The organism is Cystobacter fuscus DSM 2262 (assembly GCF_000335475.2).
GTDB classification, from domain to species: domain Bacteria; phylum Myxococcota; class Myxococcia; order Myxococcales; family Myxococcaceae; genus Cystobacter; species Cystobacter fuscus.
Map to the genome: position 1 here is coordinate 607,084 of NZ_ANAH02000001.1, position 20,451 is coordinate 627,534.

The 20,451-nt window shown below is 68.2% G+C and carries 20 protein-coding genes; 8 read left to right on the plus strand and 12 right to left on the minus strand.

Annotated elements, in window-relative coordinates; all coding sequences use genetic code 11:
* The first annotated feature begins 166 nt into the window (after window positions 1-166).
* Window positions 167-1,468 (plus strand): AHH domain-containing protein, encoded by a 1,302-nt coding sequence (locus D187_RS02290; RefSeq protein WP_043428162.1) that lies wholly within the window; start codon window positions 167-169, stop codon window positions 1,466-1,468.
* Window positions 1,469-2,062 (plus strand): imm11 family protein, encoded by a 594-nt coding sequence (locus D187_RS02295; RefSeq protein ID WP_043427795.1) that lies wholly within the window; start codon window positions 1,469-1,471, stop codon window positions 2,060-2,062.
* 112 nt (window positions 2,063-2,174) lie between these two features.
* On the opposite strand, the gene D187_RS02300 is transcribed toward D187_RS02295, so the two are convergent.
* The 9 genes from D187_RS02300 to D187_RS02340 form a co-directional block, all read right to left on the minus strand.
* On the minus strand, window positions 2,175-3,161 hold the full coding sequence (locus D187_RS02300) for a hypothetical protein (RefSeq protein WP_002623114.1): 987 nt from the start codon (window positions 3,159-3,161) through the stop codon (window positions 2,175-2,177).
* Between the two features lie 138 nt (window positions 3,162-3,299).
* Window positions 3,300-4,382 (minus strand): hypothetical protein, encoded by a 1,083-nt coding sequence (locus tag D187_RS54620; protein WP_002623113.1) that lies wholly within the window; start codon window positions 4,380-4,382, stop codon window positions 3,300-3,302.
* A 1-nt stretch (window position 4,383) separates the two neighbouring features.
* Complete coding sequence (locus tag D187_RS02310; protein ID WP_002623112.1) at window positions 4,384-5,235, minus strand: PEGA domain-containing protein; 852 nt, start codon at window positions 5,233-5,235, stop codon at window positions 4,384-4,386.
* A gap of 23 nt (window positions 5,236-5,258) precedes the next feature.
* Window positions 5,259-6,794, minus strand: a complete 1,536-nt coding sequence (locus D187_RS49310; RefSeq protein WP_002623111.1) for a serine/threonine-protein kinase — start codon at window positions 6,792-6,794, stop codon at window positions 5,259-5,261.
* A 34-nt stretch (window positions 6,795-6,828) separates the two neighbouring features.
* Entirely contained in the window at window positions 6,829-8,169 is a 1,341-nt protein-coding gene (locus D187_RS02320) for a sigma 54-interacting transcriptional regulator (protein WP_043427799.1), read from the minus strand.
* A gap of 67 nt (window positions 8,170-8,236) precedes the next feature.
* Window positions 8,237-9,244: a serine/threonine-protein kinase gene (locus D187_RS02325; RefSeq protein ID WP_051256173.1), complete on the minus strand. Its 1,008-nt coding sequence runs from the start codon at window positions 9,242-9,244 to the stop codon at window positions 8,237-8,239.
* A 111-nt stretch (window positions 9,245-9,355) separates the two neighbouring features.
* Window positions 9,356-9,718 carry a DUF6184 family natural product biosynthesis lipoprotein gene (locus tag D187_RS02330; RefSeq protein WP_002623106.1) on the minus strand — a complete coding sequence of 121 codons (363 nt, stop codon included), beginning with the start codon at window positions 9,716-9,718 and terminating at the stop codon, window positions 9,356-9,358.
* Window positions 9,719-10,014: 296 nt separating this feature from the next.
* Window positions 10,015-11,001, minus strand: a complete 987-nt coding sequence (locus D187_RS02335; RefSeq protein WP_002623104.1) for an alpha/beta hydrolase — start codon at window positions 10,999-11,001, stop codon at window positions 10,015-10,017.
* Between the two features lie 12 nt (window positions 11,002-11,013).
* Window positions 11,014-12,114: an SMP-30/gluconolactonase/LRE family protein gene (locus tag D187_RS02340; protein WP_002623103.1), complete on the minus strand. Its 1,101-nt coding sequence runs from the start codon at window positions 12,112-12,114 to the stop codon at window positions 11,014-11,016.
* 339 nt (window positions 12,115-12,453) lie between these two features.
* Here D187_RS02340 and D187_RS49315 point away from each other — a divergent pair, with 339 nt between their 5' ends.
* The 4 genes from D187_RS49315 to D187_RS49320 all read left to right on the plus strand — a co-directional run bounded on the left by D187_RS49315 (window position 12,454) and on the right by D187_RS49320 (window position 16,777).
* Window positions 12,454-13,140 carry a Coq4 family protein gene (locus tag D187_RS49315; protein WP_002623101.1) on the plus strand — a complete coding sequence of 229 codons (687 nt, stop codon included), beginning with the start codon at window positions 12,454-12,456 and terminating at the stop codon, window positions 13,138-13,140.
* A 315-nt stretch (window positions 13,141-13,455) separates the two neighbouring features.
* Window positions 13,456-15,270, plus strand: a complete 1,815-nt coding sequence (locus tag D187_RS02350; RefSeq protein ID WP_002623099.1) for a flavin-containing monooxygenase — start codon at window positions 13,456-13,458, stop codon at window positions 15,268-15,270.
* Complete coding sequence (locus tag D187_RS02355) at window positions 15,267-16,073, plus strand: SDR family NAD(P)-dependent oxidoreductase (protein ID WP_002623098.1); 807 nt, start codon at window positions 15,267-15,269, stop codon at window positions 16,071-16,073. The genes D187_RS02350 and D187_RS02355 overlap by 4 nt, the downstream gene beginning before the upstream one ends.
* Before the next feature lie 11 nt (window positions 16,074-16,084).
* Entirely contained in the window at window positions 16,085-16,777 is a 693-nt protein-coding gene (locus D187_RS49320) for a Coq4 family protein (protein ID WP_002623096.1), read from the plus strand.
* Window positions 16,778-16,792: 15 nt separating this feature from the next.
* On the opposite strand, the gene D187_RS02365 is transcribed toward D187_RS49320, so the two are convergent.
* From D187_RS02365 to D187_RS02375, 3 genes are all read right to left on the minus strand, one after another.
* Window positions 16,793-17,785: a bile acid:sodium symporter family protein gene (locus tag D187_RS02365; protein WP_002623094.1), complete on the minus strand. Its 993-nt coding sequence runs from the start codon at window positions 17,783-17,785 to the stop codon at window positions 16,793-16,795.
* Between the two features lie 53 nt (window positions 17,786-17,838).
* Complete coding sequence (locus tag D187_RS02370) at window positions 17,839-18,267, minus strand: hypothetical protein (RefSeq protein ID WP_043427805.1); 429 nt, start codon at window positions 18,265-18,267, stop codon at window positions 17,839-17,841.
* A gap of 70 nt (window positions 18,268-18,337) precedes the next feature.
* Entirely contained in the window at window positions 18,338-18,754 is a 417-nt protein-coding gene (locus D187_RS02375; protein WP_043427807.1) for a hypothetical protein, read from the minus strand.
* A gap of 263 nt (window positions 18,755-19,017) precedes the next feature.
* On the opposite strand from D187_RS02375, the gene D187_RS56680 reads away from it, so the two are divergent.
* Both D187_RS56680 and D187_RS02380 read left to right on the plus strand, forming a co-directional pair.
* Window positions 19,018-19,191 carry a hypothetical protein gene (locus tag D187_RS56680; protein WP_169433409.1) on the plus strand — a complete coding sequence of 58 codons (174 nt, stop codon included), beginning with the start codon at window positions 19,018-19,020 and terminating at the stop codon, window positions 19,189-19,191.
* 209 nt (window positions 19,192-19,400) lie between these two features.
* Window positions 19,401-20,255, plus strand: a complete 855-nt coding sequence (locus D187_RS02380) for an alpha/beta fold hydrolase (RefSeq protein ID WP_002623088.1) — start codon at window positions 19,401-19,403, stop codon at window positions 20,253-20,255.
* The last annotated feature ends 196 nt before the right edge of the window (window positions 20,256-20,451 follow it).

The following is a 20,451-nucleotide window of genomic DNA, read 5'->3' on the forward strand; positions in this document are numbered from 1 at the left end:
GGTAGTTACGCCCGGCACCTGGCCGACCACCCTCCAGGGACGCGAAGACCTCTTCCCAGTCCTTCCCGTGGAGAAGTTGCTCCACCGCAGCTTCGCTGAGAATAATAGATTTCGTGGTCAGAACATTTTTTTCATGATTTTCTGGAATCTGGATGTCGGGGGGACCATGAGACCAATCGCAATAGTAGGTCTACTGTTGCTTGGGGCGGGGTGCGCGACCACCCGTGTTGTCCATCTGGATACCGGGCATGGGGAACCCGTTACCTACACGTCCGTTGGTGTCGAGCCGGTCGAGGTGAGCGAGACCGAGTTCAAGGCGGCCCTTGTGCAGCTCCTCCTCGACATGCGGCTGGACGTCGCATTCCGGGAGACTGAAGAGGCGGATGAGCGAGGGTGGGTGCGCTCCAGGACTCTGCTCGCATCCTCGAAGGGCCTCGCTGATTCGGGCTTGGGGAGTTCGCCTGAGTCGTTGTACGCGCGCATCTGCCCCGACACGGATGACTGCTTGACCCTGGTAGGCGGAACGGGGTTGTCGTTCGGACGGAAGGACCGGACGCTGATGGCGCTGTCCTTCGCGCTCGATACCGTCTGGGAGAGCGTCGAGGCGGAGGTCGGCAAGATGCTGAATCCGGTAGCGCTCAAGGCGATGTTGACGTCAGCTGCGCTGACCGTGCTCCTCACGATGACCCTGCCCGAGCCTGTCACCAAAGTCCTCGCGGTCGCGTTGACGGCGGCCATGGTGGCCTACCTCGGCATGATTCCGGTCTGGGAGATTGGTCGTGGATTCGTCCGGCTGTGGGACGATGCGGGGAAGGCAACGAGCGTCATCGAGTTGCAGGACATCGGGCACCGGTTCGGACGGGTGTTGGGAGCGAACGGCACGCGTGTCCTGGTGCTGCTCGTCACGGCAGCGCTCGGCGGGAAGAATGCGATGGCGGCCCAGGGCCCCAAGCTCCCCGGCTTCTCCCTGGCTGCAATCCGCGCGCAGGCCGAGGGTGGTTTCCAGCTCACGGCTGCGCTGAATGGTGGGGTGGGTGCAATCTCATTGCCTGCTGCCGGTGTACTCAACGTCGCGCTCGCTCCTGGAGCGGTCGCAGCGATTGCGATGTACTCGCAGGGGATGGTGCCAGGCGACGCAGAGGGCCCGGTTCATCACCTCTGCACGAACAAGAACATGGTTTCCGGTGCGTCCGGCGGCCCTTGGACTCCATTGTGTGAGAAGCTATTCGGCCGAGCAGGGATGACGCTGGGCGATGTTGCGAACCAGGTAAGGTTGAAAGCCCACCAGGGGCCGCACCCCCAAGCGTATCATCAAGCTGTAATAGACCGTTTGCAGAAAGCGCTCGGGAGGTGCAAGTCAGAGGAAACGTGTCGTCCTCGGCTGGTTGAAGAGCTTGCAAAGATTGCAAACGACCTGCTTACGCCGGGCTCGGATTTGCGGCGTCTGATTGTGACGGGTGAGGGGTAAATGGAGCGCAATTTCTATGTAGTAGAAATTGGGGATGTTCCTCAATGGTGCCTCGACACTCCCGTTCCCATAGCGGGTGGCGAACTGGAGGATCCCTGGATGTTCGTGGAAGGCAAGCCGGTGCCAGACCCTGGTCCTCTCAAGACCAAACCTTTCCACCATGGAGAAGAGCGCACGTTTACGGTAGCCAATGCAGACCGCACACCCATTGCAAACGAGCAAGTCGCTCGTGCCTTCCGTGAGCTTGCACCTGACGACGTGCAATTGTTCCCGGTCGAAGTCGAGGGTACGCCCGAGCGGTACTACATCGTAAACGCGACCAGGAGTTTCAAGTGCGTTGACGAAAAGAACTCTCGAGAGGTCCAGGTATACCCTTCAGATGGCGCCGTGCCCGAGCGGGTGGGGGAGTACCGCTCGATCTCCGGTCTACGGATAGACACCTCGAAGATCGAGAATGCGCGTGTCTTCCGCCCGATGGGTTGGGAAGTAGCCCTCATCGTTTCCGAGGAGCTCAAGGCGAGGATTGAGCGAATTGGCAATACAGGAGTGTACTTCAATCGTGTAACGGGGCCTCACGCGTCGAACGAGGGCTGAGGTGGAACGTCATTTCCCCGGCAACACCCGCGGAGAGAGGGGGCTCGCGGGGTGCCAGCTTCAGATGAACGAAAGGGCCGCACTTACGTGACCAGCCCTTTTTCCAGGGGCCTCAGCGCGTGGAGTAGGACGCGCCGACGAAGGCGCAGTCCGTGGACTCGTTACCCCAACGCACCTGGGAGCCCACGTTGCCGTCCAGGAAGGTGGAGCGGAAGTTCGTGTTCCAGCACTCATTCAGCGTCACCGGGCTGGCGAGATCGCCTCCGGTCGCGCGCACGTCCGCCCGGCCCGCGCCCGTGGCCGTCCAGCGGCTCTTGATGCTCCAGCGCTCCAGGGCGATCTTGCTCAGATCGAACCAGTGGATGTTGGAGTCGACGGCGAACTCGAACGAGCCCTCTCCCCCAGGCACCTGGCTGTAGTGGTAGGCGGCCGTGTCGGGCACGGTGGCGTCGTTGACGAACTGCTCGAGGTCCACGTCCACGGTGGCCGCGGCCGTGGGGCTCGGCCGGGCGTAGTGGAAGCTGATGCGGCCCTTCTTGCTGTCCTGGTGTGGCAGACGCGCGGCCTTGTCGTAGTCGATGTCGAAGCGACCCTCGCCATAGCCCTTGATGGCCTTGCCCTTGTCGTCCACCGCCACCGTGTGCGAGCCGGTGATGACGGCGGCGTACTCGCTGTCGGCGCTGCCCCTGGGCTTGGCCTCCAGGGTGTACTTGAAGGCATTGGGCGCGGTGCGCACGGCCGTCAGCTTCCAGGTGGTGAGCTCCCAGTCATTGTTGTGCGGACCCCACACCGCGGTGGTGCCGTCATCCGAGGTCGGCTCGAAGCCCGCCACGAAGTTGAGCGCGCCGAGCGACCACAGGGTGACACCGTTGACGAAGGCCACCGTTCCCCCGGTCACGAGCCAGGTGCGGGAGAGCTCGCCCCGCAGCGTCTGCTCCACGCGGGTCAGACCATCGTCGAGGCGCTGCTCGCTCTCGGTGGGGACCTCCAGCTTCGCCATCTCCTGGGAAGGCAGGCCGTCCTTGAAGGACACCGTTTCGATCTGGGGGCCGCAAGCAGCGAGGGAGAGCGAAGCCAGGACGCCGAACATCTTCTTCATGGGGTTTCCTCGGGTGGGGAGTTGTGCCGTCCCCATGAGCAAGGGACGGACCAACGCCAAACCCGCGAAACCATGAGGTGCTCCCGCCGAGCCTGTAGGCCGCACCCTACAGGGAGCGCCCGCGCTGTAGGGCGCACCCTACCGGCACCAGGTGGTGACGCAGACCTTGTTGCGGCAGGCGCCCGTGGGGCCGCAGTCCCCGTTGGCCAGGCAGACCCCGCCGGGGGCGACGTACTGCTGGCAGACGAGCTGGGCGAAGGGACCGAAGGCGCACCGGCTCCCGAGGCACAGGGCCCGCTCCTCCGTGCCGTCCGGGTTGAAGCACGTCTGGCCGGGCTCCCTCCACGGGCGACAGCGCGCGGAGGCGGCCTCGCAGTAGAGCAGGCCGCCGCACTCGAGCGCCCCGGGCGTGCAGGCCTCGTCCAGGCCCCGGGCCGGTCGGCACTCGCGCGGGGCGCCCGCGTCCGCGGCCACCTTCGCGCAGACCTGTCCGGGCGCGCACTCCTCGGCGCTCGCGCAGGCACCGGCCTCCTTGCGCGCGACACACACGTTGTTCACGCACGCGGCATTGGCCTCGGGCGCGCAGCGCACTCCCCAGGCGCAGGACTCACCCAGGTTCGCGTACGCGCGGCACACGTTGAGCGAGCAGGTGGTGCCCGGCTGACACGGGACACTGTCGTCACATCTGCTCCCCGCGGGCACGTAGCGCTTGCACACACCGGGACAGCCGGCGCCCGTGTCACACCAACCCTCCTGGCAGTCCATGTTGCCGCCGCAGGAGCCGCCTTCGGCCACCTGGGGCGACAGGGCGTCGCAGCGGGCCAACAGGTTGCCCTGGCTGAACTCCTCGAGCGTCAGCGCGCCACAGGGCAGGTCGCGCAGGCGGCGCACGCACGCGCCGAACTGTTCCGGGAGGAAGGCCTGCCGGCTCGTCTGGACGCTCGCCATCACCGAGGCACACACCGCTTCGGTGTCCACCAGCCGCTGGTAGCTGTCCGGCGGCCCGCCGGAGCACTGGTTCGCGCGCCGGGCGAGTGCATCCATCGCCGTGCGGCAGGACTCCAGCAGGTGCTCCCCGGAGCGGGCGCCCGCCACGCAGCGGCCCTCGGAGGTGCAGCGCTGGGCACTCGGGCACTGCAGATCGTCCTCGCAGGGCGCGTCCGTCACCTGCACGGCGCAGCCCGCCAGGGCCATCATCATCACCACCAGCCATGCGCGCACGTCAGAAGCTCCCCTCGAAGAAGAACAGCGCCGTGCCCGCCAGCAGGGCCACGCCCGCGGTACCGGTGAGGATGTTGGAGGCCCGCGCCCGGCCCAGGGCCGAGTCATGCAGCCGCTGCGCCTCGGCGCGCTCGTGCGGCCGGGCCAGCAGTTCCCGCGAGTCGGCGCGCGCCAGCAACCCGAGCGTCACCGCCCCCGCCCCCGCCACCCCCGCCGCGCCCGCGGCCACCCACGTCCAGACGCGCCTGCCAGGTTGTCCCGAGCGGCTCTCGACCGCCACTCCGATCGTCGACAAGGGCGTGAGCATCAACTGGAGCTCGAGGGGCTCGCCCGGCCGCAGCTCCACGTCGCGCCGCAGCGGCTGATAGCCCTCGTGTGCCAGCTCGAGCCGGTGCGGGCCCACCTCCAGCTTGTCGCGCCAGGGCGTCACCCCACGCGCCTTGCCATCCACCTGGACTCGCGCTCCCGCGGGCTGGCTGGAGACGGTCACCTGGGGACGGCGCTCCTCTTCGTGGCGCTTCTCCAGCCGGGCGATGAGCGACTCGACGAGCGGCCGATCCTCCGCGTGGGGCACCATGCGCAGGTAGTCGCGGTAGTAGCCGATGGCCCGCTGGAGATCGCCGAGCTTCTCGTAGCACTGGCCCAGGTTGTAGAGGACCACGCCGTTGGCGAGCGTCTGGTAGGCGGCCTCGAAGGCGGCGGCGGCCTCGGCGTAGTGGCCCTCCTGGTAGAGGGTGGTTCCGCGCTCGAAGTGCTTGCGAGCGGCGGCGCGGGCGGCTCCGGGCTCGGTGGCGCTCGCCCTCGTGCCACCCAGGGCGAGCAGCAGCGCGACAAGAAGCGTCGGAAAGGACATGTGTCGGTGGCGGGTGGTCATCGTCAATAGGGGTCGGACTTGAGGTCTTGGACCTTGCCCTGGGCCTTGCCCGTCCGGGGCTTGTCGGACCGCACGCGCGGCGACGTTGGTTTCTTCAGCGTGACGTCCAGCCGCTCGCTCTCGGGCAGGCGCTCGAGCACCTCGGGGACATGGCCCTCCAGGGTGAGGCGCAGGGGGCCGGCGTCTCCGTCGGGACGCTCGAACTCCAGGGGAGTGACTCCGAGCACCCGCTCGCCCAGCGTCACCGTGGCGCCCTCGGGCCGCGAGGCGATGGACAGGCGTGGACGGGCCGGGGCCGGCGGGGGAAGGGACTCCTTCGGGGGCTCCACGGCTGGAACCGGCGAGGGGGCCGCCACCGGCACCGCGGCGGCGGGCGTCTCCACGGCGGGGCCGCGCGACGTGACCGCCCACAGCCCCACGCCGCCGAGCAGCAGCAGCGCGCCCACGCCTCCCACGAGGAGCCCGCCGCGCCTGCCCCGGTGGACCGCCTCCAGGCTCCGGGTGGACACCACGGTGGGCTCGAGGGGCTCGACCACGACGGGCGGAGCCGTGAACGGTGCGGCGGGCGGGAGCGCGGACACGCCGCCGGTGGCCATGGCCGGCGTGAGCTGGAGGGGCACTCGGCCCGGGACGAGGGCCTCCAGCGCGGCGCGGAACGTCTCCAGGGTGGGGCGAGCGGCCGGGTCCTTGGCGAGCGCGCTCAGCACCAGCGCGTCCAGCTCCGGCGGCAGGCCGAGGTCCGGACGACGCCGGCTGGGGGGCTCGGCGGTGGCCTCCAGGTGCTGCAACATCGTGGCGAAGGTGTTGTCCCCGCGGAAGGGGAGCGAGCCGGTGCAGACCTCGTAGGTGAGCACCCCCAACGAGTACACATCCGCCCGGGCATCCACCGTCCCCCCCGCCGCCTGCTCCGGGGCCATGTAGTTGGCGGTGCCGAGGATGACGCCCGCCTCGGTGAGCCCACTGCCCGGCGGCCCCTGCATCACCTTGGAGATGCCGAAGTCCACCACCTTGACGAAGTCCGCCTGCCCCTGGCGCCGCAGGAGCATCACGTTCTGTGGCTTCACGTCCCGATGGACGATGCCGCGCGCGTGCGCCGCCTCGAGCGCCCGGCACACCTGCGCCAGGATCGGCACGGCGCGCCACAGCGGGAGGAAGTGCTCGCGCAGCAGCAGCGCCCCGAGGCTCTCTCCCTCCAGCAACTCCATGACGTAGAAGAGCTCCCCGGCGGGGGTGCGGCCCAGGTCCGTCACGTTGACGATGTGCTCGTGGCCGATCTGGCTGGCGGCGATGGCCTCCTGCTCGAAGCGGCGGGCGAAGGTGGGGTCTCGCGACAGCTCACCGCGCAGCAGCTTCACCGCCACGCTCTTGCGCAGACCCAGGTGCTCGGCGAGGTACACCACGCCCATGCCTCCCTCGCCGAGCGGGGACAGCAACCGGTAGCGGCCCTCCAGCACGGCGGGCAGCAGCGCCGTGCCGTCACGGGGACAGAACGAGACGTCCTCCGCGTACTCGCTCTGGCACGTCGGGCAGCGCGGCATGGGAGCTGGGTTCATAAAACGGGGGAAGCAGAGGTCAGCGTACCGCGTGCTTGCGCAACAGCTTGATGACGTGGGCCCGGTCCACCTCGGCCTCGCGCGCCATCTGGCTCACGTTGCCGCCCGAGGCCGCCAGGCGCTGGCGCAGATACACCTCCTCGAAGTGGGCGAGCCATGCCTCCTTGGCCTCCTTGTAGGGCAGCTCCACGCGCACGGTGGGGGCTCCGGCCGACGCCACCGGGGCGCTGGCCGCCTGGAGGAACGAGGCATCCAACGCGCCGGAGAGGGCCACGCTGCGCTCGACGAAGTTGCGCAACTCGCGCACGTTGCCGCGCCAAGGCAGGGTGGAGAGCTGGTGCAGCGTCTCGGGGCTGGGGGCGGTGAAGGGCCGGGGCGGCAGACCGAGCGAGCGGAACGTCTCCGTCCACAGGTGCTCCAGCAGGTCCGGCAGATCCTCCAGATGCGCGCGCAGCGGGGGCACGCGCACCATGCCCACGGCGAGCCGGAAGTACAGGTCCTCGCGGAACTGTCCGCGGTTGACGGCCTCGCGCAGATCGCGGTGCGTGGCGGCCACGAAGCGCACGTCCACGCTCCGGTACCCATCCGCGCCCACGCGCTTGATCTGCCGGCGCTCCAGCGCGCGCAGCAGCTTGGGCTGCACGGCCAGGGGCAGCTCGCCCAGCTCGTCCAGGAAGAGGGTGCCTCCGTTGGCGGCCTCGAAGGCGCCCCGGCGCTCGTGGGTGGCGCCGGTGAAGGCGCCCTTCTCGTGGCCGAACAGTTCGCTCTCCACCAGCTCGGCGGGGATGGAGCCACAGTCCACCACCACGAAAGGTCCCGAGGCCCGGGGACTCGCCTGGTGGAGCGCCTCGGCCACCCGCTCCTTGCCGGTGCCGCTCTCGCCCTCGACGAGCACCGTGGCGTCCGTGACGGCCAGGCGCACGAGCTGGGCGAACAGGGCCCGCATCACGGCGCTCTCGCCCACCAGCCCGCCGAAGCGAGGCTCGGGATGCAGGGGCAACACGTCCCGCGTGGCCACCAGGGAGAAGCGCACCGTGGTGCCGCCGAAGGTCAGCGTGGAGCCGTCCGCGACATAGGCGTCCTGCACGCGGACATGGTCCACCCGCGTACCGTTGGTGCTGCCCAGGTCCTTCACCCGGTAGCCGCCGCGCTCGCGCACCAGCTCGGCGTGGAAGCGCGACACGGTGGTGTCGGTGAGCACCAGATCATTGCCCGGGGCCGTGCCCAGGGTGAGCTTCTCGGCGGAGCTGCTCACCGTGGTGCCCGCGTCAGGGCCGGCCGACACCTCGAGGTTCACCCTCTGGATGGAGAGCCCACTGGCCGGTGTCTGCGCGGGGATGAGCTCGGTACGCCCTGACATGCCCGCCGTGCATAGCACCTTTCCGTCCGGGAGGGCACGCGGCCGGGGAATCACGGGCACGGCGGCGTCATGCCTCCTCGTCCCCCCGGCCTTCGAGTAGGGCGGCGGAGAACGGGCTCGCGACGCGCTTCCCGGGCCCGGAGGCCGCCGGGGTACGCCCGGCGGCGAGCGTCTCCGCCACCAGCTCCGCCACGTGCCAGGGCTGCTCCGCCCCGGAGCCGGTGTCCACGTCCAGCAGGGCACGCGCCATGTCTCCCGCCGAGGCGAAGCGCTCGGAGGGGTGGGGGCGCAGGGCACGCTGGAGGACGCTGGCCAGGGCGGGCCCGGCCCGTTGCAGCAGGTGCTCGGCGGGCTCCAGGCGCACGTCCCGCACGGCGAGCAGCAACTGCGCGTCCGTGGCCGCGGCGAAGGGGCCGCGGCCCACCACCGCCTCGTAGAGGAGGATCCCGAGCGAGAAGAGATCGGCCCTCGCGTCCAGGGGGCCGCCGCGCACCTGCTCGGGGGACATGTAGCGCAGCGTGCCGCGCGTGCTGCCGGGCGCGGTGCGCGAGGGCGTGCGCAGCCCCTTGGCGATACCGAAGTCCCCCAGCTTCACGTCGCCGGTGTGCCCCAGCAGCACGTTCGCGGGGCTCACGTCCCGGTGGACGAGCCCCAGCCACTCGCCCTGGGTGTCGCGCAGGCCGTGCACGTGCTCGAGCGCGCGCAGCAGGCACAGGCCCAGGTGCCGCACGAGCGCGGGAGCCAGCGGTCCTCGCGCGGCGAGCGCCCGGGCCAGGTCCACCCCCTCCACGTACTCCAGCACCAGGTAGGGCGCGCCCGCCTCCAGCCCGAAGTCCAGCACCGAGACGACGTGCGCGTGGCCGAAGGTGGCCATCAGCCGCGCCTCCTGGGCGAACATCTGTCGGTAGGCCTCCTGTCCGGCCAGCTGAGGCAGCAATCGCTTGACGACCACCGGCTTCTCGAAGCCCTCGGGCCCGGGCAGGACGCCGAGGAACACCTCCGCCATCCCTCCGCGCGCCAGGCGGGATACCAGCCGGTAGCGGCCCACCGAGCCTGCCTCTCCTCCCTGGTTCATGGCGACAACATAGCGGGTTCTCCACGCCCCTCGCTCCGGCCACTTCACCTGATGCGCAGAAGGCTCGGAGGGGCCGAGAGGAGCGACCCCTCGAGCCGCTCCACCAATCGCTCAGTCCTGGACGTCCTGGCAGACCGAGCCCGCGCCACAGACGAGGATCGCGGTGTTCAAGAAGTCCGCCGCGCTCGAGCACGAGGTGGTGCCGATGCGCTTCAGGCACGTCTCGAGCCCTGTCTCGTTGATGGCGGGGCAGTTGTCCGCCGTCCACGCGGCCTGGAAGAAATCGCGGGTCTTCACCTCACACTCGCTCCGGTCCTCGAACTGCTTGCCCTCGCCGGAGCCGATTTCCTCACACTCCGCGTAGTAATCGCAGGCGGAGTCGGCGGCCTGGTGTTGTGCATCAGCGCGGGAGGTGGGGCCACACGCGGGGAGGAGAAGCAGGGACAGCAGGGAGAGGGAGAACGAGATGCGCATAGGGGTGACTCGTGAAGCGGGGTGATGAGGAGTGCACGACGACATGCGCCCCATGAGCAAGGGACGGACCAACGCCAAACCCGCGAAACGACGAGGCAGCGGTGCGAGGGTTGTAGGCTCGAGACAACAGGGAGCGCCGGGCCTGTAGGTTGCGGCCAACACCCTCCCCGCTCGGTGACCGGAGCTCCTCCCGCGGCCCCTCAAGCACAACCGCGTGCACGTCGCCGTCGCGCTCGAAGTGCTCCACTGGCGGAAGAGCGTCAGCTGACGGATGGCCCGAACGAAACCTGGGTGACTCAACCCGCCTTCGCTTGCTCCGCGGCACCAGGCGCCGGGAACAGGGCCCGACGCAGCGCGGCCGTGAAGGCTCCACGGAAGTCGCGCGCCACTCTGGCGCCGCGGGTGATGATGTCGAAGCCGTGGAAGGCGCCGGGCACCACGACGACGTCGCACGGCACCCCAGCGGCCTCCAGGCGCCTGGCGTATACGAGATCCTCGTCGTGGAAGAGGTCGCAGGTGCCCACGCCCAACCAGGCCGGGGGGAGACCCGAGAGGTCCTCGCGCCGCGCGGGCACGGCATGCACCGGCACCTGCGCGCCTCCCGGCTCTCGTCCCAGGTAGGACCTCCAGCCGAACACGTTGCTGCCCTGGTTCCAGGCGCGGTGGTTCGTGCCGTCGATGTCCGTGCGCGTCGTCGTGCGGTCGTCCAGCATCGGATAGACGAGCAGTTGGAAGACGGGCCGGACATCCTCGCGGTCATGCGCCAGTTGAGCCAGCGCCGCCGTGAGTCCCCCACCAGCGCTCGCCCCGCCGATGGCGATGCGCTCGGGGAGGATGCCGAGCGTCCCCGCCTGAGAGAAGAGCCATCGCAGCGCCGCGTAGCAGTCCTCCAGCGGTGCCGGGAAGGGGTGCTCGGGAGCCAGCCGGTAGTCCACCGAGGCGACGAGGATGCCCAGCTCACGCGCGAGCTCCAGGCAAAGAACATCGTCCTGCTCCGGTTGGCCGACGATGTACCCGCCCCCGTGAATCCACAGGAGCGCCGGCGTCGGTCCCTGGACTGACCGGGGCCGATAGGTCCGCACGCGCACCGGCGGCGCCCCCGCGGGCCCGGGCACTCGCACGTCCTCCACCTCCACGGCCACGTCCACGGGGACGCGGGGCTTGCGCTGGAAGCGGCCGAGAAACCGCACCACGGCGAGCACCGGCCGGGTCACCGTGACGTTCGGGAGGAGGCGCGCGGCGCGTTGCAGGTCAGGGTGGAACGGATTCGTGGTTGGCTTCATCTCTCTGCTCCTTCATTCCAATTCGTGCGTTGGCGAGGCGGCGGGTGCTCCGAGCGGCTGCCTCAGCTCGCTGAGCGGCACGATCAGAAGCGCGCGCGAGACAAAGGATCCGATCCAGAGTTCGTCACCGATGACGACGGCGCTCGTGCCCCCACTGAAGGTCTCGTTCGCACCCCGCTTGAAGAGCGTGGCCGCCTGGAAGGTGGCCGGATCGACGCGGGCCACCTCCGTCCCAATGCCGCACCTCACGACGAATCCACACAGGGCAACGACGGCGATGGAATGTGGGTGCCCTGTCGCGAGAATGGAGCCGTCGGGCGCGAACCGGATGTTGTCTGGATGAAAGCCAAGGTCGACGGACCGGGGAGGAGTGACGGTTCCAGCGAGAGAGACCTCGTGTACCCTGTTGTTGTGGTACTCGTTCACGTACAGGCGCGTGCCATCAGGCGACACGAGGAGGCCGTTGTCTCCTTGGAAGCGGGTACCCGGAACCTCGGTCCAACCGCCGCCAGGCCCCCACCGCAGCACCACCCCCTCCGATACAGACGGAAGTTGCGGAATGGTGACGACGATGCCGCCGTCCGGGAGTGGTGCGACGGAGTTGGCCGCATGCTCCGCGGGCAGCACGATGCAGCCGGTCCAGGTCAGCGCTGGCCCCTCGGCGGAAACCCGGACGTCGAACACCTCGATCGACTCGCGACCACCGTGATTGACTGCGTATAGCGTGTGCTCATCATTGGCGCGGGCACGCAGAGCAACCCCGTGCGCGGAGAAGAGCTTCGGCTCGGGAGCACCGGGGCAGTCACCGTAGGTCGGCTCGGCCGGGCGCGAGAAATCAGGTGTGATGGCGCGGAAGGCTTCGTCGCCAATCCTGATGGCATAGAAGCCGCCCTCGGCCCAGTCGTCGTTGCCCATGTTCCCCGTGACGACCCAGTCACTGTCCCCGAGGCGCAGCAGGTCCTCCGGCTTGTTGAGCCCACACAGGGCATGGACGCCGCTCTTGAGCTCGCACTCCCTGCCTGCACCTCGCCCGGCCGGCCAGAGCGTCCAGTAGAGAGCGAACGCGGCGGCGAACACCAGAAGAGCGAGGAGGCCGCGTGCGACGACGCGCATGACCCTTCTGAACAAGCGACGGGGGGCAGCAGGTACCCGTGTCTCATCCCCACCAGATGACGGCATGTTTCCCACCCGAACCTCCTTCTCGCGTCAACAAGGAGCAGCAGGGCTCCGTCTGACAGGGGAGCTTGTCAGCTGCAAGGGAAACGGACGGGCATGAGGCCAGGAGCGGAGACGTCGCCCGGCCCTTCTCCCGCCTTCCGTCCCTCCTCCACGCACCGATGGATACACGTTGACGGATTCGTTTACCACACTTACCATTTACGTCATAAACTGATGAGGAGACCGTCCGAGCCGAACCTCGTCAACCTCCCTACCCAATCCCGTGAGCCCTCCATGAGCCATGCCCAAACCCTTCGCCTGCCCGACAATGCCTCCCTGTTCACCCGCCTGCGTGTGGCGAGCCAGTGCCTGAAGGGGCTCAAGAACGATCCGACGAATCCCACCTACGGCCAGACGTTCAACCTGAGCCTGAACGGCAACGTCTACGCCTCGCTCGTTCAGCAACTCCAGCGCGGCGAAGCGGGGCGCCGCCTGCTGTCCAAACGCCCTTCCCTGGAGGCCAGGGATCTGGATCTGGCCGCGCTCGAGCGCCTGCCCGAGGGCACGCTCGGCCATGAGTTCGCGCGCTACTATCGCGACAACAAGATCTCGCCCTTCCAGACGACGCTCGAGCTCAAGAACGACGTCGACTTCCTCTCCAAGCGCTACCGCGAGACGCATGACTTGCAGCACGTGCTGACGGGCTACGCCACGGACGTGGTGGGCGAAATGGAGCTACAGGCGTACATCCTGGGCAACCTGGGGCTCCGGACCACGATGTTCGTCCTGCTCAACGGCACGGTCGGACAACTCAAGGCGCCGCAGTCCGGCATCGAGCGGTCCGAGTACCTGCGGCGGGTGTGGGCCGCGTACCGTCGTGGCCGTGCGTCCCCGCGGTTCCTCGACTTCTGGTTCGAGGAGCACTGGGAGACCCCCGTGGCCACGCTGCGCGCGCGGCTGTGCGCCCCCGCGACGGCGTAGGACGAGCGGAGCCTCTCGAGCTTCTGCGCGGCCTCGTCGCTCAAGGCCGCCACATCCTCCACGACCCTCGCGTTCTCGTTGAGCAGCGCTCGGCCCCGCGCCGTGATGGAGAAGAGCTTGCGCTGGTTGTCGGTTATCCGGCTCGCCCACCAGGCCCATGTCCTTGAGCAGGGTGAGCGTCGGATAGACCACCCGGGGCTCGGTCCGGCCAGAGATGTACACGGGTGTTTACTTGCGACGGCACCTGGGTTATGTCCGTGATGTACACAGCCGTGTACATGAGCCGTGGCTGTCGGGCCGAAAGGAAGTGCGCGGATGATTGCTTCGAAGAAGGGTGAGGTCTCTTTCTCTCCGGAAGCGCTGAAGGAGAAGTACCGGCTCGAGCGCGAGAAGCGGCTGCGTGCTGACGGCAACGCCCAGTACCGCGACTTCAGCGGCGTCTATGCGGACTTCGACAAGGACCCCTACGTCGAGCCCGGCTTCACCCGTCCGGCGCTGACCGAGAAGCTAGACGTCTTGATTGTCGGGGGTGGCTTTGGCGGCATGTTGGCGGCGGTGCGGCTGCGCCAGGCGGGGGTGGATTCCTTCCGCATCGTCGAGAAGGCGGGTGACTTCGGCGGCACCTGGTACTGGAACCGCTATCCGGGCGCCGCCTGTGACGTGGAGTCCTACATCTACCTGCCGCTGCTCGAGGAGACCGGCTACATCCCGACGGAGAAGTACGCCAAGGCGCCGGAGATCTTCGCCCACTGCCAGCGCATTGGCCGGCACTTCGACCTCTACAAGGCGGCGCTGTTCCAGACCCAGGTCGAGCTGATGGAGTGGGACGAGAACACCCGGCGCTGGAACATCACGACCAGCCGGGGCGACAAGCTCGCGGCGCGCTTCGTCATCACCGCCGGCGGCATCCTCCACAAGGCGAAGCTGCCCGGCATCCCGGGCATCGAGACCTTCAAGGGCCACAGCTTCCACACCACCCGATGGGACTATGCCTATACCGGCGGCGGCCCCACGGGCGGCATGGACCGGCTGGCGGACAAGCGCGTGGGCATCATCGGCACGGGCGCGACCTCGGTCCAGGCCATCCCCCACCTCGGGGCCGCGGCCAAACAGTTGTACGTCTTCCAGCGCACGCCCTCGGGCGTCGGCGTACGCGACAACCAGCCGACGGATCCGGAATGGGTGAAGACACTCAAGCCCGGCTGGCAGCAGGAGCGCATCCTCAACTTCACCGCGCTCGTCTCCGGCAAACCGCAGGACGTCGACATGGTGCGCGACGGGTGGACGTACATCTTCCAGGATGCCGAACTCCGCCGTGCAAAGACTCCCGAGGAGGCCGCCGAGCTCCGCCAGCTCACGGACTTCCGCAAGATGGAGGAGATCCGCGCGCGGGTGGACACCATCGTCAAGGATCCGGTGACGGCCGAGGCGCTCAAGCCCTACTACAACCAGATGTGCAAGCGGCCCTGCTTCCACGACGAGTACCTGGACACGTTCAACCGCCCCAACGTCCAGCTCGTGGATACCGATGGCAAGGGCGTGGAGCGGATCACCCCCAACGGCGTGGTGGTGAACGGCAAGGAGTACGAAGTCGACTGCCTCATCTACGCCTCGGGCTTCGAGCTCTCGAGCGAATACACCCGCCGGATGGGCTTCGACATTCGCGGGCGCGGCGGCAAGTCCCTGAGCGACAGCTGGGCCGAGGGAGCGGCGACGTTGCACGGCATGCACAGCCGCGGCTATCCCAACCTCCTGATGTTCAGCCTCACCCAGAGCGGGTGGGCGATCAATTTCGTTTCCATCCTCAACGAGCAGTCGCAACACGCCGCCTACATCATCGCGCGTTGCCTGAAGCAGGGCATCGAGACCATCGAGCCGACGGAACAGGCGCAGCAGCAGTGGTGGGATGTCATCCTCGGCAACCTCATGAAGGCCGCGTCCTTCGGCGGTGTCGAATGCACGCCCGGCTACTTCAACAACGAGGGCGCCCGGCCTCCCCCGAGCGCGATGCGCAATGCCCCTTTCGCGGGCGGCACGATCGAGTTCATCGACATCCTGCGCGACTGGCGCAAGGCCGACGAGCTCGCGGGCCTGGAACTCACCCGTGGCGGGACGTCTTCCAACCCATGAAGGTCCAGAACAAGATCATCGTCGTGACCGGCGGCGGAAATGGTATGGGCAGGGAGCTCGTCCTCGCCCTTCTCTCCAAGGGCGCGAGCGTCGCCGCCGTGGACATCAACGCGTCCGCCCTCGAGGAGACCGTCGCGCTGGCGGGGATGAACCGGGCCAACCTGGCCACCTACACCGTGAACATCACGGACCGGGCCCTGGTGGAGTCGCTCCCGGAGCAGGTCATCTCCCGCTTCGGGGCTGTCGACGGCATCATCAACAACGCGGGCGTCATCCAACCCTTCGTCAAGCTGAAGGACCTCGACTACGCGGCGATCGACCGGGTGATGAACGTCAACCTGTTCGGCACGCTCTACATGACCAAGGCGTTCCTGCCCCACCTGCTCGCACGCCCGGAAGCGCACATCACGAACATCTCCAGCATGGGGGGCTTCCTGCCCGTGCCGGGACAGACCATCTACGGAGCGGCCAAGGCGGCCGTCAAACTGCTGACGGAGGGTTTGAACTCGGAGCTCTTGGGGACGAACGTGCGGGTCACGGTGGTCTTCCCGGGGGCGATTGGCACGAACATCGCGGCGAACTCGGGGGTGATGAACACCCTGCAGGTGAAGGGCGGGGAGACGTCCTTCAAGATGCTGGCCCCCGCCAAGGCCGCGCAGCTCATCCTCGAAGGCATCGAGAACAACCGCTACCGCGTCCTCGTGGGCTCCGACTCCAGGTTCATGGACGCCATCTACAGACTGAACCCCCAGCGCGCGGCGCGGTTCATCCTCAATCAGATGAGCAGTTTGTTGCCGCAGTAGGAGAGCCTCCCATGAACGACACCAACACCCTGTCCCTGCCCGACAACGCCTCCCTGCTCACCCGCCTGAGCGTGGCGCGCCAGTGCTTGAATGTGCTCAGGCACGATCCAGCGAACCCCACCTGCGGCCAGCTGCTCAACATCTGCCTGGACCTCAACGTCTACGCTTCACTCGTCCAGCAACTCCAGCGCAGCGAGGAGGGACGCCACCTGCTGTCCGAGCGCCCTTCCCTTCAGGGCAAGGAACTGGACCTGGCCGCGCTGGAGCGCCTGCCCGAGGGCACGCTCGGCCATGAGTTCGCGCGCTACTTCCGCGACAACAAGATCTCCCCCTTCGAGACGACGCTCGAGCTCAAGAACGACGTCGACTTCATTGGCAAGCGCTACCGCGAGACGCATGACCTGTTGCACGTGCTGACGGGCTACGCCACGGACGTGATGGGCGAGATGGAGTTGCAGGCGTACGCCCTGGGCAACCTGGGCATCCGCACCGCGGCGTTCATCCTGATGTTCAGCTCGCTCGAACACCTCAAGGCTCCGCGGTCCGGTGTCGGGCGGTCCGAGTACCTGCGGCGGATCCAGGCCGCGTACCGCCGGGGCCGCGCGTCCCCGCAGTTCCTCGGCTTCCCGTTCGAGCAGCACTGGGAGACGCCCGTGGCCACGCTCAGCGCGCGGCTGTGCGCCCCCAGGCAACAGATGAACTGACCCTCTCCCGAGGCGTCAGGAGCGGGTGGCCTCGGGCGGCTCCCGAGGCCACGTCCGGGCATAGTGGCGCGCGAGCACCGCGCACACCATGAGCTGGAGCTGGTGGAAGAGCATCAGCGGCAGCACCAGGGCGCCCACCGTGGCCGGGGGGAAGAGCACACCCGCCATGGGCACGCCACTGGCCAGGCTCTTCTTCGAGCCACAGAAGACGATGGCGATCTCATCCTCCCGCGAGAAGCCCAGCCCCCGGCTCAACCACGTGGTGAGCCCCAGCACCGCCGCGAGCAGCGCCGCGCTCACCAGCCCCAGCACCCCGAGGTCCCTCGCGTCCAACTGGGACCAGAGCCCGTTGACCACCGCCTCGCTGAACGCGGTGTAGACCACGAGCAGGATGGAGCCCCGGTCGACGAGCGCCAGCACCGCGCGGTGGCGTCCGACCCAGGCGCCAATCCAGGGGCGCAGCAGGTGTCCCGTCACGAAGGGCACGAAGAGCTGGGCGAAGATGGCCCCCACCGCCTGCCCGGAGATGCCGCCTCCACGCTGATTCAAGAGCAGGCCCACCAGCACGGGGGTGAGGACGACGCCCAGCAGGTTGGAGGCGGAGGCGCTGCACACCGCCGCCGCCACGTTGCCGCGCGCCAGGGCGGTGAACGCGATGGAGGACTGGACCGTCGAGGGCAGGAGGCACAGGAACAGCACCCCCAGCCCGAGCTCGGGCGCGAGCCAGCCGCGCAGCCCCCAGCGCAGCGCCAGCCCGAGCAGGGGAAAGAGCACGAAGGTGGAGGCCAGCACCACCAGGTGCAGCCTCCAGTTCGTCGCCCCCTCGAGCACGGCCTCGCGCGACAGGCGGGCGCCATGCAGGAAGAACAGCAGCGCGATGGCCGCGTTCGTCACCGCGTCGAACAGGGGAACGGAGGCACCCCGCAGGGGCAGCAGGGTCGCCAGCACCACGCTCCCGGCCAGCGCCAGGGTGAAGGAATCAGGTCGGAGTCGGGACAGGAGGGACATGGGCCTTTCGCGGGGGGACGGAGAGCCTCGCGAAAGGCCGGGAGCCACCGCGCTCAGTAATCGTAGCGGTTCGAGATGAAACCGCTGATGTGGTAGCTGGAGTTACCGGCGTAGATCTTGAAGTAGCTGTTGAGGGGCTGGCTGAGCCCGTAGGCGCTTCCCGCGCAGCCCGTGCACAACGGCGCCCCGTTCTTGCTGATGTTCCACAGCCCCTTGATCTCATCGGCCGTCGTGGGAGCCGTCACGGAGACGAGCTGGAACGCATAGATCTCGCCCGCGGGACCCTCGGCCTCGGCGTTGACGAACGCGAGGCTGGTACCCTCCTTCCAATTGAAGGACATTTTGGCGGAGGGCACGTAGGCGAAGACGCCTGGCACCTGCAGGACGTAGCCCTGCGTCGACCAGATGCTGTGCGTCGGAGCGCTCCAGGCCAGGGCGGGCAACAGCACGAACAGCGCGGACAGCAGACGGGTGGCTTTCATGGAGAAACCTCTCTTCATCGGGGTGGAAGCTCAATCTACGGAGGGAGTGTGACGCTCCAGGCGGCCGTGCTCAGTAGTCGTAACGGCTCGTGATGAAGCCACTGAAGTGATAGCCATTGGCGGAGTAGAACTTGAAGGAGCCGGAGAAGCCGTAGACCTGTCCCGCGCAGCTCCCGCACAGCAGCGCCCCGTTCTTGCTGATGTTCCACAACCCCTGGATGGTCGTGGCCGTCGTGGGGGCCGTCACGGAGGCGAGCTGGAACTCATAGGCATCCCCGGTGGCGACCCAGGCCTTGGCCAGGCCGAACGCGTTGGTGGTGCCCTCCGTCCAGACGAAGGTCATGTCGGCGGAGCTGATGTTCTGGGAGGCCGCGCCCGGCTCGCTCACGTAGAGGCCCCGGTTCGACATGACGTTGTGCGTCGGACTGCTCCACGCCAGGGCGGGGCACAGCACGGTCAACGCGGTCAGCAGATGGGTGGCGTTCATGGCGAGACCTCGCTTCGTCGGGGTTGAAAGATTCATCTTGAACTGTTCAATCCAATAAAACAATGAATTCATGTTTCACCCCCATTCCACGAAACGATGAAGTGACTTGTACGTTTTGACCCACCCGTGCCAAAAAGCGTCACTCCTGGAGTCATGGGCAAAAGCCAAATCCCTGGATTCATTGGGTAACGGCAAAAGCCGGGCATGGCATGGGAACTGCTTGGGAACAGGACGAACGAAGGTCGTAAACACGGGGGAAGACCATGTCGTCGAATGCTCGTTCGGTCGTGTCGAAGGAAGCGGACATCTGGGTGCTGCGCCTGCATACCCACAGCGGCAAGGTGCAGGAGTACCGCTGCAGCACCGAGGGACAGGCCCGGCAGTTCGCGCTGGTGCTCTCGGTCCCGGCGGAGCAGCCCAGCCAACCCTCGGCGTGAGCCCGCCCCACCCAGACCGGGTCCATCCGGACTCAGGCTGGGAGCCAGTTGGCCAGGGCCTGGAGGGAATGCGGCGCGAGCCCATGCCCACGCACCAGGCCCTCCCACACGGCGTGCTTGTCCCGCATCTCCCTGGTGAGTGAGAAGGCCCGCGGCGCCACGCCCTGATAGGCTGCCGCCCCCCGCGCGCCCACCAGGAGTGCTCTGCCTTGCCTTCCGCCTTCGAGCCGTTGATCGTCGATGCCCACGGGCTCGCCCTTCACGCGCGCCAGCGCAACGCCTCGGGTTCACCCGCCGTCCTCTTCCTGCACGGCTGGTTGGACCACTCGAACAGCTTCGACATGCTCACCGAGCACCTGCCGGACACCTGGCGGCTGGTGCTGTTCGACCTGCGCGGAATGGGCCGCAGCGCGTGGCTGCCGCGCCCCGCCAGCTACCAATACGGCGACTACCTCGTGGACGTGGAGGCCGTGCTGCGCGCCGCCGGGTTGGAGTCGGCGCACGTCGTCGGCCACTCGCTCGGGGGCATCATCGCCACGGCGTACGCCGCCGCGCGCCCCGAGCGCGTGAGCAGCCTCACCCTCATCGAGAGCCTCGGCCCCCAGGCGGGTCCGCCCGACAGGGCCGTGTCGCGCCTGCGCGGCTTCCTGGAGGACCTGGAGCGCCCACCCCACCGCAAGGTCTACCCCCACGTGGCGGCGGCCGCCGCGCGGCTGCGCGAGAACAACCCGGACCTGTCCGGCCCCGCCGCCATCCACCTGGCGCGCCATGGCACCGAGCCCGTGGAAGGCGGCGTCTCCTTCACGTTCGACCCCACCCACCGCCGCCGCTTCGCCCAGGCCTTCGACGAGGCCCAGTGGCTCGCCCTGAGCGCCGCCGTCTCCTGCCCGGTGCAGCTGCTGCTCGGCGCCCAGGGCCTGCGCTTCGACGAGGAGCGCACCCGAACGCGCCTCGACGCCCTGCGCCTCGCCCGGCCTCCCCAGGTGATCCCCGGTGGCCACCACGTCCACATGGACACACCCGACACCGTGGCCCGTGCGCTGGTGGATTTCCTCACGCCCTGAGGCGCCGGTTTCCCACCTCCCCCCAGCCGAGGGTGAAAACTCGTTCACCCCCCAGGGCAAACCCTTTCCGTCGGTCCAACACCTACACCTCCCCTTTCGCCCACAACCCCCCGAAATTCCTCATCCGTGATCGGCCGCTTGGACTGGTACGGAATTTGATGGGAGCAGCGCAGGAATTGGGTGCGAGGCGGGGACG

What these genes read in the sequence shown, in the direction of transcription:
- D187_RS02290 (WP_043428162.1), top strand. Translation starts at nt 167, where the DNA reads ATGAGACCAATCGCAATAGTAGGTCTACTGTTGCTTGGGGCGGGGTGC.
- D187_RS02295 (WP_043427795.1), top strand. Translation starts at nt 1,469, where the DNA reads ATGGAGCGCAATTTCTATGTAGTAGAAATTGGGGATGTTCCTCAATGG.
- D187_RS02300 (WP_002623114.1), bottom strand. Translation starts at nt 3,161, where the DNA reads ATGAAGAAGATGTTCGGCGTCCTGGCTTCGCTCTCCCTCGCTGCTTGC.
- D187_RS02310 (WP_002623112.1), bottom strand. Translation starts at nt 5,235, where the DNA reads ATGTCCTTTCCGACGCTTCTTGTCGCGCTGCTGCTCGCCCTGGGTGGC.
- D187_RS49310 (WP_002623111.1), bottom strand. Translation starts at nt 6,794, where the DNA reads ATGCCGCGCTGCCCGACGTGCCAGAGCGAGTACGCGGAGGACGTCTCG.
- D187_RS02320 (WP_043427799.1), bottom strand. Translation starts at nt 8,169, where the DNA reads ATGTCAGGGCGTACCGAGCTCATCCCCGCGCAGACACCGGCCAGTGGG.
- D187_RS02325 (WP_051256173.1), bottom strand. Translation starts at nt 9,244, where the DNA reads ATGAACCAGGGAGGAGAGGCAGGCTCGGTGGGCCGCTACCGGCTGGTA.
- D187_RS02330 (WP_002623106.1), bottom strand. Translation starts at nt 9,718, where the DNA reads ATGCGCATCTCGTTCTCCCTCTCCCTGCTGTCCCTGCTTCTCCTCCCC.
- D187_RS02335 (WP_002623104.1), bottom strand. Translation starts at nt 11,001, where the DNA reads ATGAAGCCAACCACGAATCCGTTCCACCCTGACCTGCAACGCGCCGCG.
- D187_RS02340 (WP_002623103.1), bottom strand. Translation starts at nt 12,114, where the DNA reads ATGCGCGTCGTCGCACGCGGCCTCCTCGCTCTTCTGGTGTTCGCCGCC.
- D187_RS49315 (WP_002623101.1), top strand. Translation starts at nt 12,454, where the DNA reads ATGAGCCATGCCCAAACCCTTCGCCTGCCCGACAATGCCTCCCTGTTC.
- D187_RS02350 (WP_002623099.1), top strand. Translation starts at nt 13,456, where the DNA reads ATGATTGCTTCGAAGAAGGGTGAGGTCTCTTTCTCTCCGGAAGCGCTG.
- D187_RS02355 (WP_002623098.1), top strand. Translation starts at nt 15,267, where the DNA reads ATGAAGGTCCAGAACAAGATCATCGTCGTGACCGGCGGCGGAAATGGT.
- D187_RS49320 (WP_002623096.1), top strand. Translation starts at nt 16,085, where the DNA reads ATGAACGACACCAACACCCTGTCCCTGCCCGACAACGCCTCCCTGCTC.
- D187_RS02365 (WP_002623094.1), bottom strand. Translation starts at nt 17,785, where the DNA reads ATGTCCCTCCTGTCCCGACTCCGACCTGATTCCTTCACCCTGGCGCTG.
- D187_RS02370 (WP_043427805.1), bottom strand. Translation starts at nt 18,267, where the DNA reads ATGAAAGCCACCCGTCTGCTGTCCGCGCTGTTCGTGCTGTTGCCCGCC.
- D187_RS02375 (WP_043427807.1), bottom strand. Translation starts at nt 18,754, where the DNA reads ATGAACGCCACCCATCTGCTGACCGCGTTGACCGTGCTGTGCCCCGCC.
- D187_RS56680 (WP_169433409.1), top strand. Translation starts at nt 19,018, where the DNA reads ATGTCGTCGAATGCTCGTTCGGTCGTGTCGAAGGAAGCGGACATCTGG.